Here is a 17551-nt window from a genome sequence, read left to right on the forward strand (position 1 = left end):
GCCAAGCTCAAACAATGGCGGCGTATCGCAACGCGCTACGACAAGATCGCCGACAACTTCCTCGGCTTCATAAAGCTCGCGAGCATCATGCTATGGATCAAATAGTTAAATTGTCACCACAGCCTAGAGCATTATTGCCGAAAGCCCGGTCTCTGCGGCTCCAAACTCATATTGTGCGCTTCCGTGATGCAGGAGCGCCAGCCAGTCTCCCTCGTTCAATGCGGCCACGGTGCAGGCAATATCGCGTGCTGCGCTGGTCGACGCGGAACCGACGAGAGAGGCGAGTTCCGTCGTACCATTTACCTCGATCGCAGTTTCGTGCCCGGAGGAGGAGAGGGTGCTTGCCGTCAATTGCAGGAGATAAAAGCCGGTCTCCGGGATAAGCAAGCGATTGCCAGCGCCTGTGGGCAGAGCCGAGCCAAGAGAAAAGCCGCCCTATGAGACGTGGACAGCGAAAGCCGCATCCCGCTGATTTTGCGTGTTTTTCCGACGAGGTTATGCCCGCTCCAAAGCGGATCTGGCGCCGCCCCAGGAAATGAAGTTCGGGTTGGCGAAGTCGCTGTCATGCATTTGAGCCGTCTTGCCGTAGGTCAGCGGCAACCCGTCCAGCGTTACGGTGGAGCCGCCCGCAGCGCGCAGCACGGCATCCCCCGCGGCTGTATCCCACTCCATTGTCCGCGTGAAGCGCGGATAAACGTCGGCCAGGCCTTCAGCCAGCATGCAGAATTTCAGCGAGGAGCCGATGTTGGTGCAGTGGGAGATCGCGTTTGCGGCGAGAAAAACATCTGTCTGGGGGCTGTTGTGGGATCGGCTTGCCAAAGCCGTCCGGTCGGCCGGTTGCGGACGCACCTGGATGGGCGTCCGCCGTGTCACCTGAAAACGGTCGTCGACAAGGAGTTTCTCGGCCTTGCTGTCCTCGCCAGCGAAGGCGACGCCGAGGGCGGGGGCATAAACGATCCCTGCGAGAGGGCGTCCCCCGCTGATATAGGCAATGTTCACGGTGAACTCGCGTCGTCGCTCGACGAATTCCCGTGTGCCGTCGAGCGGATCCACAAGGAAGAAGGATCTGCCGATGGCAGGCACGTTTCCTGCTGCCACTGATTCTTCCGCGATAATCGGCGTATCGGGGAACGCGGCTTTAAGCTGTGCAATGATAATGCGCTCGGCGCGCTCGTCGGCGATGGTGACCGGGCTGTTGTCTGCTTTCCTGGCGGTCGGGCATCCCTCCCGATAGACCTTCATAATCGCTTTGCCCGCTTCGAGAGCGGCGCGCTCAAATGTTTCGAGCATTGCTCGCCTTCCGGATCTTTTTGTTGCGCTCACCTGAAGCGTTTCACCTTTATATAAGCAATTCCCTCGGCCAAGTGAAACTTGCCAAATTCAAGCGACAGTTTCTGGGACAGAATCCAGCCTGCCCCGTGCCGCGGCATTGTCCGAAAGCGGGATGGTGTTGCAGTTTGCACCATTCTAAAGTCAAAAAGCGCTTTCTGGGGCTTCACATGTTAAAAAAAGCGAATTGTTAGTCGCAAAAAAGTCATTTTCACCAAAACGGCAAAGAACTTTGGAGCTTTGCGATTTTGCGCTTCCCTTTTGGTTTGAAAGCGGTATGAAATCCTTAATCAAGGGCGCATCAAAAGCTCTAATAACAAGAGATGTTGGCTAAACCGGCTTGCATCCAGGGGAAATGGTATATGGAATATTTTGTCCAGCAGCTCGTTAATGGGCTGACTCTTGGATCCATCTATGGCCTTGTGGCTATTGGCTATACGATGGTTTACGGCATTATCGGCATGATCAACTTCGCCCATGGCGATATTTTCATGCTTGGCGGTTTCGCCGGCCTCATCGTTTTTCTCGTCCTCACCTCCATGTTTGCGGGTCTTCCGGTTGCAGTTTTGCTGCTGGTTATGCTCCTTATCGCAATGTTGATGACGAGCTTGTGGAACTGGACGATCGAGCGTGTTGCTTATCGTCCGCTACGCGGATCGTTCCGCCTGGCGCCGCTGATCACTGCGATCGGCATGTCGATCACGCTGTCGAACTTCATCCAGGTGACCCAGGGGCCGCGCAACAAGCCGATCCCGCCGCTGGTCAGCACTGTATACAACGTCGCCGGCATCTCCATCTCGCTGAAGCAGATCGTCATCATCCTTATCACGGTGGTGCTGCTGACGGTGTTCTGGTACCTCGTCAATCATACGTCGCTTGGGCGCGCTCAGCGTGCAACTGAGCAGGACCGCAAGATGGCGGCGCTGCTGGGCGTCAATGTCGATCAGACGATTTCCATCACCTTCATCATGGGCGCGGCGCTGGCTGCTGTCGCAGGTACCATGTATCTGATGTATTATGGTGTCGTGAACTTCAACGACGGCTTCGTACCGGGTGTGAAGGCGTTCACCGCGGCCGTTCTCGGCGGCATCGGTTCGCTTCCAGGCGCTGTCCTGGGTGGGCTGATGATCGGTTTGATCGAGTCGTTGTGGTCGGCATACTTCACCATTGCGTACAAGGATGTGGCGACATTCGCCATCCTCGCTTTCGTGCTGATCTTCAAGCCGACGGGTATCCTGGGCCGGCCGGAAGTCGAGAAGGTTTAACGTCATGGAAAATGTTGTACGTTCCGCTGACAAGCCCGCCAAAGCCGGACTTGTTCAGACGGGTATTAAAGAAGCTCTGTTTGCTGCCCTGATCGCGTTCGGCATGTTCGTGCTGTACGTTGGCCTGAAGACCGATCAGAATATCAGCAACGAACTCATCATTGTTCAGCGCTGGGGCCTCCTGGCTATATTCGTAGCGATTGCAGCCGTCGGTCGCTTCCTGACCGTCGTCTTCCTGCGGCCGCACCTTGATGCACGCAAGTTGGCGAAGGCGCGTAGTGGCGAGCTGGATATCTCGGCCGAAAAGGGCTTTTTCCACACACATTTCTTGAAGATCGCGCTCGTCGCACTGCTGCTCTATCCGGTGTTCATCTACGCCGTCGCGGGTCCGCAGGGTTCGCTGAAGTGGGTGGATAACTTCGGTATCCAGATTCTGATCTACGTGATGCTGGCCTGGGGGCTGAACATCGTCGTTGGCCTCGCTGGCTTGCTCGATCTTGGCTACGTGGCGTTCTACGCGATCGGCGCCTACTCTTACGCGCTCCTGTCCAGCTATTTCGGCCTGTCGTTCTGGGTGCTCCTGCCTCTGTCCGGTATTCTGGCAGCGCTGTGGGGTGTGATTCTGGGCTTCCCGGTCCTGCGACTGCGCGGCGACTACCTCGCGATTGTCACGCTGGCCTTCGGTGAAATCATTCGCCTGGTCATCATCAACTGGACGGATCTCACCAAAGGCACGTTCGGTATCTCGGGCATTCCGAAGGCGACGCTTTTCGGCATCCCGTTCGATGCGAGCGCCGGTGGCTTTGCGAAGCTGTTCCACCTGCCGATGTCGTCGGCGTACTACAAGATCTTCCTTTTCTACCTGATCCTTGCCCTCTGCATGTTGACCGCCTATGTGACGATCCGCCTGCGCCGGATGCCGATCGGCCGTGCATGGGAGGCCATGCGCGAAGACGAAATTGCCTGCCGCTCGCTCGGGATCAATACGGTGACGACGAAACTCACGGCCTTTGCGACGGGCGCTATGTTCGGTGGTTTCGCAGGCTCCTTCTTTGCCGCTCGTCAGGGCTTCGTTTCCCCGGAATCGTTCGTCTTCCTGGAATCGGCTGTTATCCTCGCCATCGTCGTTCTCGGCGGCATGGGCTCGCTGACCGGTATCGCGATCGCTGCGATCGTCATGGTTGGCGGCACGGAAATGCTGCGTGAGATGGCCTTCCTGAAGATGATTTTCGGACCGGACTTCACGCCTGAGCTTTACCGCATGCTGCTGTTCGGCCTGGCGATGGTCGTCGTGATGCTGATCAAGCCGCGCGGCTTCGTGGGGTCGCGTGAACCGACAGCCTTCCTCAAGGAGCGCAAGGCAGTTTCCGGCAGCTTTACCAAGGAGGGCCACGGTTGATGAGCCCTCAGGAAACAAACATGACCAGCGATACTTTGCTGAAGGTCGAGCATCTGTCGATGAAGTTCGGTGGCCTGATGGCGATCAACGACTTCTCATTTGAAGCCAAGCGTGGCGACATTACCGCACTCATCGGCCCGAACGGCGCCGGCAAGACGACGGTCTTCAACTGCATCACCGGCTTCTATAAGCCGACGATGGGCATGATCACGCTGAAGCAGAAGGACGGCAAGGAGTTCTTGCTGGAGCGCCTTCCGGACTTCCGGATCACCAAGGAAGCCAAGGTTGCCCGCACGTTCCAGAACATCCGGCTGTTTTCCGGACTGACGGTTCTCGAAAACCTGCTCGTCGCCCAGCACAACAAGCTGATGAAGGCGTCCGGGTTCACCGTGATGGGTCTCGTGGGCATCGGGCCGTATCGGGCAGAGGCGAAGAATGCCGTTGAACTGGCACGCCACTGGCTAGAGAAGGCTGATCTGATTGATCGCGCCGATGACCCGGCTGGTGATCTGCCTTATGGCGCACAGCGCCGGCTTGAGATCGCGCGCGCCATGTGTACGGAGCCGGAACTTCTGTGCCTGGACGAGCCTGCTGCTGGCCTCAATCCCCGCGAGTCGGCCGCGCTGAACGCGCTGCTGCGCAGCATTCGCAGCGAAAGCGGCACGTCGATCCTGCTGATTGAGCACGATATGTCGGTGGTCATGGAAATTTCCGACCATGTCGTCGTGCTGGAATATGGTCAGAAGATTTCCGATGGCACGCCTGATGAAGTGAAGCAGGACCCGCGGGTTATCGCGGCCTATCTCGGTGTCGAGGACGAGGAAGTGGAAGAAGTGATTGCAGCCGTAGAGAACCTCGAAGGAGGCTCGCACTAATGACTGGCCAGCCACTTCTGAACGTTCAGGGCGTTGAAACCTACTATGGCAACATCCGGGCCCTGGCCGGAATCGATATCGAGGTCCATCGCGGCGAGATCGTCAGCCTGATCGGTGCCAACGGCGCCGGCAAGTCGACGCTGATGATGACGATTTGCGGAAGTCCGCAGGCGCGCAAGGGCTCGGTGGTTTTCGATGGCCAAGATATCACGCGTCTGCCGACGCATGAGATCGCCCGCCTTCGCATCGCGCAGTCGCCTGAAGGACGCCGTATCTTCCCGCGCATGACCGTCATGGAAAATCTCCAGATGGGCGCGGGCCTCGACAACCTGAAATATTTCAACGAGGACGTCGAGAAGGTCTTTGCGATGTTCCCGCGCCTCAAGGAGCGCCAGGGTCAACGCGGCGGTACGCTCTCGGGCGGCGAACAGCAGATGCTGTCGATCGGTCGCGCGCTTATGGCGCGTCCGAAGCTGCTGCTACTCGACGAGCCCTCGCTTGGCCTGGCACCGCTGATCGTTAAGGGCATTTTCGAGGCGATCAAGAAACTCAACAAGGAAGAAGGGCTGACCGTCTTCCTCGTAGAGCAGAACGCCTTCGCAGCTCTGCGCTTGTCGGACCGTGCCTATGTCATGGTCAACGGCAAGGTCACCATGAGCGGTTCCGGTATGGAACTTCTCGCGAATCCGGAAGTGCGTGCCGCTTATCTTGAAGGCGGACGTCATTGAGCATGACGAAGGGGAGACTTTGATATGCAGGGACTTTTCTTTGAGAGCGATACGGGCGTGCGCAGCGCCATTCGCTTGGTTGTCGTGCTGATTGGATTCTGGACGGCATGGAGGGCCGGCAGAGCCGCGGCCGAGAGCTGGAGCAACTATCCTCTGGTAATCGCCTATACGGTTCTGCTTGCTGGTGCGATGCAATTCCTGCATCACGCACTGTTCGATGGACCGGTTCTCAGCCTCTTTTACTATGTAATCGACCTGGTCTTGCTTCTGATCTTCTCGACGGCCGGCTATCGCTATCGCCGGACCAATCAGATGGTCAACAACTACTACTGGCTATACGAAAAGACGTCCCCCTTCTCTTGGAAGGCAAAACATTGACAGCCGGTTGAATCTAGGGACAGATGCCCCTCGGAGTGGAACAAGTTTCCTGGCGCAGTAAAGTGGGTAATGCGCTGGGTAGTGGAACGGAACCCGCTAAAAAATTGGGAGTAACAGAATGAAAAAGTCTCTCCTGTCGGCTGTGGCACTGACGGCGATGGTCGCCTTCAGCGGCAACGCATGGGCCGACATCATCGTTGGCGTTGCTGGTCCGCTGACTGGCCCGAACGCTGCGTTCGGCGCTCAGCTCCAGAAGGGCGCAGAGCAGGCGGCCGCTGACATCAACGCCGCTGGTGGCATCAACGGCGAGCAGGTCAAGATCGTGCTCGGCGACGACGTTTCCGACCCGAAGCAGGGCATCTCGGTTGCGAATAAGTTCGCTGCTGACGGCGTCAAGTTCGTAATCGGCCACTTCAACTCGGGCGTTTCGATCCCGGCTTCCGAAGTCTACGCTGAAAACGGCATGCTCGAAATCACCCCGGCCGCTACGAACCCGAAGTTCACCGAGCGCGGCCTCTGGAACACATTCCGTACTTGCGGCCGTGACGACCAGCAGGGTGCAATCGCCGGCAAGTATCTTGCTGACCACTTCAAGGACGCCAAGATCGCTGTCGTTCACGACAAGACGCCTTACGGCCAGGGTCTCGCTGACGAAACCAAGAAGGCTCTGAACGCTGCTGGCACGACGGAAGCCCTCTACGAAGGCATCAACGTTGGCGACAAGGACTTCTCGGCTCTCATCGCCAAGATGAAGGAAGCCGGCGTCACGATCATCTACTGGGGTGGCCTCCACACCGAAGCTGGTCTGATCATCCGTCAGGCTGCCGACCAGGGCCTCAAAGCTACGCTGGTTTCCGGTGACGGTATCGTTTCGAACGAACTGGCATCGATCGCTGGCGACGCAGTTGCCGGTACGCTGAACACCTTCGGCCCCGATCCGACGCTGAACCCGGCCAACAAGGACCTCGTTGCGAAGTTCAAGGCTGCCGGCTTCAACCCGGAAGCTTACACGCTCTACTCCTACGCTGCGCTGCAGTCGATCGCTGGCGGTGCAAAGGCTGCCGGTTCGAACGACGCTGAAGCCGTTGCTGCTGCAATGAAGGCAAAGGGCCCGTTCCCGACCGTTCTCGGCGACATGTCATTCGACGAAAAGGGCGACCCGAAGCTTCCCGGCTACATCATGTACGAGTGGAAGAAGGGTCCAGACGGCAAGTACAGCTACTTCCCGCAGGAAGCCAAGTAAGGGTTCATCCCCCGCTTGTGCGAAATTTGGAAGCCCGGTCGCAAGACCGGGCTTCTTCTGTTTGGCCCATCGGGCTTTTTGGGCTACTGGCTAGAAAGCCAACCAGCATTCGGAACAGGTCACCATGTCCAAACCACGCATTCTCGTTACGCGCCGCTGGCCGTCAGCCGTCGAACGCATCCTTTCGGAACGGTTCGATGTAACATTGAACCTGCGCGATGAAGCGATGAGCGTGGAGGCATTGCGCCAAGCGATGGATGAGTACGATGCCATCTTGCCGACGGTCTCCGACAAGTTGCCCGCAGCCGTTTTCGATGTCGTGACGCCGCGCACGCGCATACTCGGCAATTTCGGGGTCGGCTACAATCATATCGACACCAATGCCGCCAAGGGCCGCGGGATCGTCGTGACGAATACGCCCGACGTGCTGACCGATTGCACGGCTGACATCGCCATGCTGCTGCTACTGACAGTGGCCCGGCGCGGCGGCGAGGGCGAGCGTCAGGTTCGCTCCGGCGAGTGGGCCGGGTGGTGCCCGACGCACATGATCGGGACGAAGGTCACCGGCAAAACCGTCGGCATCATCGGCTTCGGGCGCATCGGCAGGGCGTTCGCACAACGTTGCCATTTCGGTTTTGGCATGGACGTGGTTTTCTACAACAGATCACCGGTCGATCCGTCGGATGCGGCGCGCTACGGGGCACGGCAATTGCCGACGATTGAGGAGGTATTGGCGCTATCCGACTTCGTGTCCCTGCATTGCCCAGGTGGTGCGGTAAACCGACACCTGATGAATGTGGGTCGACTTGCGGCAATGAAGCCCGGCGCCTTCCTGATCAATACTGCACGCGGCGATGTCGTTGACGAGGTGGCTTTGATCGCCGCCCTGAAGGACGGCGTCATTCGTGGTGCCGGGCTCGACGTATATGCGGCCGAGCCGCACGTACCGGATGCGCTGAAAGTCATGGAGAATGTTGTTCTGCTGCCGCATCTCGGCAGCGCGACCGAGGAAACCCGCACGGCCATGGGGATAAAGGTGGTGGACAACGTCACTGCCTTCTTCGAGGGGCGGTCGCCGCCCGACCGCGTTGTTTGATCTGCCTCTTCCTCCGCGAGAGTTTTGCTAGAGGCTGAGTTCGAAGAGTAGCTTGCCGTCTCGATGGCCGATCAGGCGCCAGCCGGCGCGTCGGTAAAGCCTTTCGGCTCTCGTCGCGGGATCCGTCGTCAAGCGAATCCGCTCGAAGCCGGCGGATTTCAACGTTTGACACGCGCGTTCAAGCAGGGCACGCCCGATCCCGCGACCGCTGTACTGCTCGTCCACGAACAATGCCCAGATGAAGCCGTCGCGGGTGTCCGCCGCCGAGAAGCCGGCGACTTTGCCATTTTCTTCCCCGACAAAGATGCCGGGATTGGCAATGAACCAATTGATATCGTCCAGGGTAACCTTGGAGGGATCGGACAGGATGTTCTCCGATACCCCGGCGCGGATTTCGACGATCCGGGCAATATTCTGATTTGTCGCCCTACGGATCAATGCTGCGCTCTCCGACTCTAGATCGTTCACGTCTCATGCAAGACATGAGCGGCCTTGACCGCCGCCGAGGCACGGTTTTCGACGCCGAGCTTCACATAGATCTGTTCGAGATGCTTGTTCACGGTGCGCGCCGACAGGCCGAGAATCTCGCCGATATCGCGGTTGGCCTTGCCTTTCGCAATCCATAACAACACTTCGGATTCCCTCTGTGTCAGCGAGAAATGCCGGCGCAGCACCTCGTCGTCGGCCCGCGCGTTGTTTGCCGTCAGGCGAAACAGATATTCATCCGGACCGATCGCGCCCAGGAAGGCCAGCTGAAGCACGTCCTTGCCGGCATGCGAAAGCGAGATCGCGCCCTCGCGCGCCGAGGCCGGGCGGGTCTTCATCCACTCTGCAATCCTGCCGACCACCGTGTCCATGGCATCATCTCGGTTCATCGCAGCGTTGGCGAGGCGTGTTGCCTGTGGCGTCGACCAATGAATATCGCCGTCGCCCTTGACGGCGAGCAAATGTCGGCCGGCAGCGTCCAGCGCAACGCGCGCGCTCTGTGTGGAACGGGCGTTGCGCAGATGGACGCCGATCCGCGCTCGCAGCTCGTCGATATTGATCGGTTTCGTCAGGTAGTCGACGCCTCCGGATTCGAGTGCACGAACGACATGCTCGGTTTCTGTCAGGCCGGTCATGAAGATGACCGGTATCTGGCTGATTGCCGGGTTGGCTTTGAGTCTCCCACAAGTCTCAAAGCCGTCCATGGAGGGCATGACCGCATCCAGCAGAATGAGATCGGGCGTAATGCGCTCCACAATATTCAGGGCAGCCGAGCCTGACGTGGCGATCAGGACCGAGAATCCGGACTGCTCCAGAGCATCGGTCAGGAACCCCAAAGCCTCTGGCGAGTCATCCACCAGCAGAACAATGTCGCGCGGGAGCTCAGCCAAGGGTTTCTACCTTCTCGTCAAAACGGTGCAGGAAATTCATGAGGCCGTTCAGATCGAAGGAGGCCGCATAGGAGCGAAGTTCTTCTGTAAATGGCTGATTTGCTTCTACCTTGGCAAGGTCGCCGAGCTTTGCCTCGATGCCTCTGATGTAGCCGATTTCGGCGAGCCGCAACAATTCCTGAACATGGGAGTGTCCTGGACTGACCAGCGGCCGGTCGTGCTTGGCGGGGGCGGGCGGGATCGCCTCCGCATAGATCCACCTCAAACCCAGATGGAGCGCAAGCTTGTCACGCAGTTGCTTGATGTCGACAGGCTTGCCGATGGCATCATTGTGGCTGTCATCGCTATCGCGGTGTGCGGCGGCGTCGCCGATATTGGCGGACAGCATGACGATCGGGGCAGTCTGGCCGTTCGCGCGCAGGCGCGAAACGAGTTGCCAGCCATTCATGCCCGGCATCGAGATATCGACCAGGAAGAGATCGGGCTGGATGCCTTCGATCAAAGTCAGGCAATCGGCTCCGCTTGCCGCCGTCAGCACGACGAAATCAAGTGGGGCGAGCACCTCGCGCATCATCTCGCGGTGGTCCTCATTGTCGTCCACGACGACGATCGTGCGCCGAGGACCGTCGTAGCTGACGATCTTCTTCTCCTGTGGCGGGACCGTCATTTCGCGAGGCACGGCGGAAAGCATGAGGCGAACGCGGAAGACCGTTCCGCGATCCTTCTCGCTGCTCACCGAGATTTCGCCGCCCAGCGTGTTGGTCAAAAGCTGCGTGATCGTCAGACCGAGGCCAAGGCCCGGCATCGGCCGGACGCTGTCGGCTTCGCCACGCTGGAACGGCTCGTAGATACGGCTCAAGTCCTTCTCGGCAATGCCGCGACCGGTGTCGCTGACCGTGAAGGTGGCGACCTGGCTGCGATAGCCAACGTCGAAGGTGACCCTGCCTTCGTCAGTGAACTTGATGGCGTTGGAGAGCAGATTGACGAGGATCTGGCGCAACCGCTTCTCGTCGGTGCGTACGAAGTGGGGCAGGGCGGGTGAGCGGTCGTGATGGAACGTCAATCCCTTGGCCTGGGCCTGAGGGCGGAACATGTCGACGATTTGATCCAGGAAATCCTGAATGTTGATCTCGTTGGAATAGACCTGCAGGCGCCCGGCTTCGATCTTGGAGATATCGAGGAGACCGTCGATAAGACCGGAGAGATGCTCGGCGCTGCGGCGGATGACCTTGATCGACGACTGTCGTGGAGTGGGAATGGTTTCGTCGCGTTCGAGAATCTGCGCGTAGCCGAGCACGGCGTTCAGCGGCGTGCGCAATTCGTGACTAAGGCCGACGACATAACGGCTCTTCGCACGGTTGGCGGCTTCAGCTGTTTCCTTGGCGGTCTGAAGGGCGGCGTCGGTCTTCTTGTGCGCGGCGATTTCCTTCAGCAGCAGCGTATTCTGGCGAGAGGATTCTTCCTCGGCAACGACCCGGCTGTCATGCGCGAGCACGTAAAACCAGCAGACGACTCCCGCAATCACCGCGAAGACGAAGAAGACTACCAGGATCGTTCCGTTGACGACGTCGGCGGTTTCGGGTGACGCCGAGGAAACCTGATGGGCGATCATCGCGAGGATGGTTCCGACGGCCGTCAGGGCGAGCACGACGGCGATGCCATAGCGACCGAGGCGTGTGGTCAGCTTCTCAACGACGCTCCCCGGCAGTACTGCCTTGGCGACCGTGCCAACCTGTGCGTTGAAGCGCGCCTTCGGCTTGCACATGTCGTGGCAGCGGCTGTCGAGCGAACAGCAGAGCGAGCAGATCGGTGCCGCATAGGCCGGGCACCAGGCCATATCTTCAGGCTCGAATGGATGCTCGCAGACGGAACAGGTGATGTTGGTAAGGTTCTTCCAGCTGTGGCGCGGCTTGCGAGCGAGATAGAACCTGCCCTTCGTACTCCAGGCGATCAGCGGCGAGGCGATCAGCGCGACAACAAGCGTGATGTAAGGCGCGAGGGAGGCTGCGATGGAGCCGAAGACGCCGAAATGCGCGACCAGCGCGATGCCGGCCGATAGCGTCATGGCGCCGAGGCCGACGGGGTTGATGTCGTAGAGGTGAGCGCGCTTGAACTCAATGCCGGGAGGCGCAAGGCCGAGCGGCTTGTTGATGAAGAGGTCCGCCGAGATCGTGCAGAGCCAGGCCATGGCGATGATCGAGAAGATGCCGAGCGTTTCCTCAAGCAGCCTATAGATGCCAAGTTCCATCAGCAGAAGGGCGATCGCCACGTTGAAGACGAGCCAGATGACGCGGCCGGGATGGCTATGAGTGAGGCGGGAGAAGAAGTTCGACCAGGCGAGCGAGCCTGCATAGGCGTTCATCACATTGATCTTCAACTGCGATACGACCACGAAGGCAGCCATCAGCAGCAGGGCGGCGTTGTGCCAGGGGATCATGTATCCAAAGGCGGTCAGATACATCTGGGCGGGATCGGCGGCACGATCAACCGGCACGCCGGACGCGAACGTCAGCACGACGAGGAAGGAGCCGGCTAGCAGCTTCGGCGCCCCGATGATCACCCAGCCTGGGCCGGCGAGGAAGACCGCGAGGCGGTGGCGCCATTTCGTCTGCTTCTCCGGGGGTAGAAAGCGCAGAAAGTCGGCCTGTTCGCCGATCTGCGACATCAGCGCCAATATGACGGCTGAGGCGGCGCCGAATTCGACGAGATCGAAAGGTGCGACCGTGCCCGGCGGCCCCGAAGCATGGCGAATGCCGGCAAAGGCGCGCCACAGATCGAATTTCTCCCAGTCCATCACGGCGATGAAGAGGAAGGGCAGGACATTGAGGACGATCCAGAAAGGCTGGGTCAGCAACTGGAATCGGCTGATCAGCCGGACGCCGTGCGTCACCAGCGGAATGACCATGACGGCGCTGATGATGTAGCCGATCCACAGAGGGATGCCGAGCGTCAGCTCCAGCGCGCCGGACATGATCGAGGCTTCGATCGCAAACAGCATGAAGGTGAAACTGGCATAGATCAGGGACGTGACCGTGGAGCCGATATAGCCGAAGCTCGCACCGCGGGTCAGCAGGTCGATATCGACGCCGTGGCGGATCGCGTAGCGGCTGATCGGCAGGCCGATGGCGAGCATGGCGATCGAGGCGACGATGATGGCGTAGAAGGCGTTGGTCGTGCCGTAGGAGAGCGTGATGGCGCCACCGATCGCTTCCAGCGCCAGGAAGGAGATGGCACCGATTGCCGTCTGCGAGATGCGCTGCGAGGAGAACTGCCGGGCGCTCTTGGCGGTGAACCGCAGCGCATAGTCCTCCAGCGTCTGGTTCGCCACCCAGCGATTGTATTCGCGCCTGACCGGAATGATGCGTTGCCGCGCTGCCATGCGTTAGTGCCAGCCCCTTTGTTCCCCTTGTCATGCGTTCGTAACATGGAACCACGCGAGGCTTAAGAGTGCGGCGCAGCACAGAACTGCACATTTCGCCCCGTCACCTACGTCATATCACGTATACGCTTTCGCAGTGCAGCACCGGATAGTCCTTTAAGCAACAGTTAACTTCCGTTTTCGGCCTGTTGTCTAACAAGAAGAGGGGATCAACCAGATGAATCTCAAGTCCTATATCACGGGCGCCGCACTCGGCGCCGTCATGTCGGCCACGGCCGCATTCCACGGAGCCGTTGCGGCTGACGACACCATCAAGGTCGGCGTTCTGCACTCGCTGTCCGGCACGATGGCGATCTCCGAAACGACGCTGAAAGACGCCATGCTGATGCTCATCGACGAGCAGAACAAGAAGGGCGGCCTTCTCGGCAAGAAGCTCGAAGCTGTCGTCGTCGACCCGGCCTCCGACTGGCCGCTGTTTGCCGAAAAGGCACGCGAGCTGATCGAAAAGGACAAGGTCGCCGCCGTCTTCGGTTGCTGGACGTCCTCGTCGCGCAAGTCGGTCCTGCCGGTCTTCGAAGAGCTCAACTCGATCCTCTTCTACCCGGTTCAGTATGAAGGCGAAGAGTCCTCGCGCAACATCTTCTACACGGGTGCCGCTCCGAACCAGCAGGCGATTCCGGCCGTCGACTACCTGATGGAAAAGGAAGGCGTTAAGCGCTTCGTTCTCGAAGGCACCGACTACGTCTATCCGCGCACCACCAACAAGATCCTGGAAGCTTATCTCGTCTCGAAGGGCATTCCGAAGGAAGACATCATCATCAACTACACGCCGTTCGGCTTCTCCGACTGGCAGACGGAAGTGAAGAAGATCAAGGAATTCGGCGCGGCCGGCAAGAAGACGGCGGTGGTCTCGACCATCAACGGTGACGCCAACGTTCCGTTCTACAAGGAACTCGGCAACCAGGGCGTCAAGGCAACCGACATTCCCGTCGTCGCGTTCTCGGTCGGTGAAGAAGAGCTTGCCGGTCTCGACACCAAGCCGCTCGTCGGTCACCTCGCTGCCTGGAACTACTTCGAGTCGGTCGAAAGCCCGGCGAACAAGAAGTTCATCAAGCAGTGGCACGAGTTCACCAAGAACGACAAGCGCGTGACCAACGACCCGATGGAAGCTGCCTATATCGGCTTCAACGCATGGGTTAAGGCTGTTCAGGCTGCCGGCACGACCGACACGGACAAGGTTCTCGACACGATCATCGGCACCACGGTTCCGAACCTGTCGGGCGGCTATGCGACCGTCATGCCGAACCACCACATCACCAAGCCGGTTCTGATCGGTGAAATCCAGGCGAACGGCCAGTTCGAAATCGTTCAGCAGACCCCGGCGGTCGTTGGCGACGAATGGTCCGACTTCCTGCCGGACTCCAAGGACCTGATCTCCGATTGGCGCAAGCCCATGAACTGCGGCAACTTCAACGTTGCCTCGGGCAAGTGCGGCGGCAAGGGCTCCTGAGTGCGAACCACCCCGTCACTCTGACGCCTGAAGACTTCCGCCCGGTCTCTCCTGTCCGGGCGGAAGGTCCATCTCCGGAGCGCAGCCTTGATGCTTCGGACGGCGGCGGTTCCATGGTGGATCGATGCCGATTTAAGGGCTTATTTTTCCCGATTGCGCCGGAAGGCCAACGATAACCGAGGCAAGAGAGCCGATGTATCGCGCCATCAAGATTTTGCTTTTGACCCTATGCCTGGCCATGCCGGCTTTTGCGACCGCGCTCAAGGCACAGCAAGACATTCACCCCCTTATCGATGCGCTTGGCGTCGGCGATTTCCCTGAGCGCGAAGCCGCGATCAAGGCACTGGTCGCCTCCAAGGACCCGCGTGTCGGCGAGATCCTGCAGTTGCTGAGCGATGGTCAGCTTTACGTGAATTCCGAGACCGGCGGTCCTGTGCTGGTGCAGGGCGGCACCGAGGATGAGCCGACCTATGCCGACCCGATATCAGGCGCGGTCGTTTCGGACGTCGATCCGGACTATATGTCCAAGGTCAAGATCAACAACTCGCTGCGTACGGTGATTGCCACCGCCACCAGCCAGCTGACGCTCCTGAGCGCGGATCGGGGCGCGCGGCTTGCGGCAGCCCAAGGACTGCTCAAGGACGCCGATCCGGCAAATCTTGACCTCCTCACGTCGGCGCTGGCTGAAGAAAACGACGCCGAGGTCAAAAATGCGATGGAAGCGGCGCGCGCTGTCATCGTGCTGAAGAGCGATGTCAGCGCCGAAGAGAAGAAGGCCGCGATCGATACGGTCGCTGCGCGCGGCGGGCGCGATGCGCTGACCATCCTGAATTCCGCGATGGCGACCGCGCCTGAGGAACTGAAGGGTGCTATCCAGACCCATGTCAACGCGATCAACCGCAGCCTGGCGCTTTGGGATGTCGGGCAGAACATCTGGTACGGGCTGTCGCTTGGCTCGGTGCTGCTGCTGGCCGCGATCGGCCTTGCCATTACCTTCGGCGTCATGGGCGTCATCAACATGGCGCATGGCGAAATGGTGATGATCGGCGCTTACACGACGTACGTCGTGCAGGAGTACATCAGCTCCGCATTTCCCGAACTCGGAAACTATTCGCTGGCCTTCTCCGTGCCGGTGGCTTTCGTCTTCACCGGCTTTGTCGGTCTTGTCATCGAGCGGGTCGTCATCCGTTATCTCTATGGCCGGCCGCTCGAAACGCTGCTCGCCACCTGGGGCGCGTCGCTGATCCTGCAGCAGGCGGTTCGCACGATCTTCGGCCCGACGAATCGCGAGGTGCGCAATCCAAGCTGGATGTCCGGCGCATTTGAACTGGGCGGGCTCTCGATCACCTGGAACCGCCTCTGGATCATCGTTTTCTCGATGGCTGTGTTCTTCGCGCTGCTCGTTCTCCTGAAGCGCTCGGCCTTCGGCCTGCAGATGCGCGCGGTTACGCAGAACCGCCGCATGGCCTCGTCGATGGGCATCCGCACCGGCTGGGTCGATGCATTCACCTTCGCGCTCGGCTCCGGCATTGCCGGCATAGCGGGCGTCGCGCTCAGCCAGATCGACAACGTGTCGCCTAACCTCGGGCAGAGCTACATCATCGACAGCTTCATGGTCGTGGTCTTCGGTGGCGTGGGCAATCTCTGGGGCACGCTCGTCGGTGCGCTGTCGCTCGGTGTCCTCAACAAGTTCCTCGAGCCCTTCGCCGGCGCCGTGCTCGGCAAGATCCTGGTGCTCGTCCTCATCATTCTGTTCATCCAGAAGCGTCCGCGTGGGCTCTTCGCACTCAAAGGAAGGGCGGTGGAAGCATGATTACGGCCTTCCTGCTTCGGTCTCTCGACCATAAGATCGTCGCTGCGATCGTCATTCTGCTTGCAGTCGCCGTGCTGGTGCCGGTTCTCAACCTGATGACCGCGCCGACCAATCCGCTGCATATCCCGACCTATATCATGGCGCTATTCGGCAAGTATCTCACCTACGCCCTGCTGGCGCTGGCGCTCGACCTTGTCTGGGGCTTCTGCGGCATTCTCTCACTTGGCCACGGCGCCTTTTTCGCGCTCGGCGGCTATGCGATGGGCATGTATCTGATGCGACAGATCGGCTCGCGCGGCGTCTATGGAGACCCGATCCTTCCGGATTTCATGGTGTTCCTGAACTGGAAGGAACTGCCGTGGTTCTGGTACGGCTTTGACAAGTTCTGGTTCGCGGCGCTGATGGTTCTGCTGGTGCCGGGACTGCTGGCCTTCGTGTTCGGCTGGTTCGCCTTCCGCTCACGCGTCAACGGCGTCTACCTGTCGATCATCACGCAGGCGATGACCTACGCGCTGCTGCTAGCCTTCTTCAGAAACGACATGGGCTTCGGCGGCAACAACGGCATGACCGACTTCAAGGAAATTCTCGGCTTCAACGTTCAGGCTGATGGCACGCGTGCTGCGCTGTTTGCAGCGACCGCCATCTTCCTTGCACTGTCGCTCATGATTGCCTCGGCCATCGTCCGCTCGAAGTTCGGCAAGGTGCTGGTCGGCGTGCGTGATGCGGAAAGCCGCACGCGCTTCCTCGGCTACCGCGTCGAGCACTTCAAGCTCTTCACCTTTGTCGTCTCCGCGATGATGGCGGGCATTGCCGGTGCGCTTTACGTGCCGCAGGTCGGCATCATCAACCCCGGCGAATTCGCGCCGGCCAACTCGATCGAAGTGGTCATCTGGACGGCAGTCGGCGGACGCTCGACGCTGATCGGGCCGATCATCGGCGCCATTCTGGTCAACGGCGGCAAGACGATCTTCACGGGCCTTTTCCCCGAGTTCTGGCTGTTCGCGCTTGGCGGTCTCTTCGTGCTCGTCACGCTGTTCCTGCCAAAGGGGATCGTCGGGACCATCGGCCAGTACTTCACGCGCCGCAAGCCGAAGACGGAGGCGATCCCGCCCGCGCTTCAGGAAGAGGGTGTCGATGCAAAAATCCAGCCGGCGGAGTAA

At 59.7% G+C, this 17551-nt stretch carries 15 protein-coding genes and 1 pseudogene; 11 read left to right on the forward strand and 5 right to left on the reverse strand.

Going from position 1 to position 17551, the window contains the following annotated elements; all coding sequences use genetic code 11:
• Positions 1–105, forward strand: a pseudogene (locus tag IB244_RS25055) (IS5/IS1182 family transposase); the annotation flags it as partial.
• A gap of 18 nt (positions 106–123) precedes the next feature.
• Here IB244_RS25055 and IB244_RS25060 read toward each other — a convergent pair.
• Positions 124–387 carry a hypothetical protein gene (locus IB244_RS25060; RefSeq protein WP_018858213.1) on the reverse strand — a complete coding sequence of 88 codons (264 nt, stop codon included), beginning with the start codon at positions 385–387 and terminating at the stop codon, positions 124–126.
• A 108-nt stretch (positions 388–495) separates the two neighbouring features.
• Positions 496–1290, reverse strand: a complete 795-nt coding sequence (gene cysQ, locus IB244_RS25065) for a 3'(2'),5'-bisphosphate nucleotidase CysQ (protein ID WP_192306070.1) — start codon at positions 1288–1290, stop codon at positions 496–498.
• A gap of 401 nt (positions 1291–1691) precedes the next feature.
• Between cysQ and IB244_RS25070 the strand changes: the two genes are divergently transcribed.
• From IB244_RS25070 to IB244_RS25100, 7 genes are all read left to right on the forward strand, one after another.
• Complete coding sequence (locus IB244_RS25070) at positions 1692–2594, forward strand: branched-chain amino acid ABC transporter permease (protein WP_018858215.1); 903 nt, start codon at positions 1692–1694, stop codon at positions 2592–2594.
• A 4-nt stretch (positions 2595–2598) separates the two neighbouring features.
• The gene (gene livM / locus IB244_RS25075) at positions 2599–3993 is read left to right on the forward strand and encodes a high-affinity branched-chain amino acid ABC transporter permease LivM (RefSeq protein WP_018858216.1); all 1395 of its coding nucleotides are present in this window, start codon (positions 2599–2601) and stop codon (positions 3991–3993) included.
• 20 nt (positions 3994–4013) lie between these two features.
• On the forward strand, positions 4014–4868 hold the full coding sequence (locus IB244_RS25080; protein WP_018858217.1) for an ATP-binding cassette domain-containing protein: 855 nt from the start codon (positions 4014–4016) through the stop codon (positions 4866–4868).
• Complete coding sequence (locus IB244_RS25085) at positions 4868–5596, forward strand: ABC transporter ATP-binding protein (protein ID WP_018858218.1); 729 nt, start codon at positions 4868–4870, stop codon at positions 5594–5596. The genes IB244_RS25080 and IB244_RS25085 overlap by 1 nt, the downstream gene beginning before the upstream one ends.
• 24 nt (positions 5597–5620) lie before the next feature.
• Entirely contained in the window at positions 5621–5974 is a 354-nt protein-coding gene (locus IB244_RS25090; protein WP_018858219.1) for a DUF6867 family protein, read from the forward strand.
• Positions 5975–6092: 118 nt separating this feature from the next.
• The gene (locus tag IB244_RS25095; protein WP_018858220.1) at positions 6093–7217 is read left to right on the forward strand and encodes a branched-chain amino acid ABC transporter substrate-binding protein; all 1125 of its coding nucleotides are present in this window, start codon (positions 6093–6095) and stop codon (positions 7215–7217) included.
• Positions 7218–7341: 124 nt separating this feature from the next.
• Complete coding sequence (locus IB244_RS25100) at positions 7342–8313, forward strand: 2-hydroxyacid dehydrogenase (RefSeq protein ID WP_192306072.1); 972 nt, start codon at positions 7342–7344, stop codon at positions 8311–8313.
• A gap of 27 nt (positions 8314–8340) precedes the next feature.
• Here IB244_RS25100 and IB244_RS25105 read toward each other — a convergent pair whose 3' ends face one another.
• The 3 genes from IB244_RS25105 to IB244_RS25115 are packed head-to-tail and all read right to left on the reverse strand — an operon-like array spanning position 8341 to position 13068.
• Positions 8341–8751, reverse strand: coding sequence for a GNAT family N-acetyltransferase (locus IB244_RS25105; protein ID WP_192306075.1), 411 nt, complete (start codon positions 8749–8751; stop codon positions 8341–8343).
• A gap of 26 nt (positions 8752–8777) precedes the next feature.
• Positions 8778–9689 carry a response regulator gene (locus tag IB244_RS25110; RefSeq protein WP_192306077.1) on the reverse strand — a complete coding sequence of 304 codons (912 nt, stop codon included), beginning with the start codon at positions 9687–9689 and terminating at the stop codon, positions 8778–8780.
• A complete protein-coding gene (locus tag IB244_RS25115) occupies positions 9682–13068 on the reverse strand; it encodes an ATP-binding protein (protein ID WP_169683566.1) in 3387 nt (1128 codons plus the stop codon). The genes IB244_RS25110 and IB244_RS25115 overlap by 8 nt, the downstream gene beginning before the upstream one ends.
• Before the next feature lie 217 nt (positions 13069–13285).
• Here IB244_RS25115 and urtA point away from each other — a divergent pair, with 217 nt between their 5' ends.
• The 3 genes from urtA (at position 13286) to urtC (ending at position 17551) form a co-directional block, all read left to right on the forward strand.
• The gene (gene urtA, locus IB244_RS25120; protein ID WP_018858225.1) at positions 13286–14578 is read left to right on the forward strand and encodes an urea ABC transporter substrate-binding protein; all 1293 of its coding nucleotides are present in this window, start codon (positions 13286–13288) and stop codon (positions 14576–14578) included.
• Between the two features lie 193 nt (positions 14579–14771).
• The gene (gene urtB, locus IB244_RS25125; RefSeq protein WP_018858226.1) at positions 14772–16391 is read left to right on the forward strand and encodes an urea ABC transporter permease subunit UrtB; all 1620 of its coding nucleotides are present in this window, start codon (positions 14772–14774) and stop codon (positions 16389–16391) included.
• Entirely contained in the window at positions 16388–17551 is a 1164-nt protein-coding gene (gene urtC / locus IB244_RS25130; protein ID WP_113470934.1) for an urea ABC transporter permease subunit UrtC, read from the forward strand. The genes urtB and urtC overlap by 4 nt, the downstream gene beginning before the upstream one ends.

It is taken from the genome of Rhizobium sp. RHZ02, from assembly GCF_014851575.1.
GTDB classification, from domain to species: domain Bacteria; phylum Pseudomonadota; class Alphaproteobacteria; order Rhizobiales; family Rhizobiaceae; genus Rhizobium; species Rhizobium altiplani.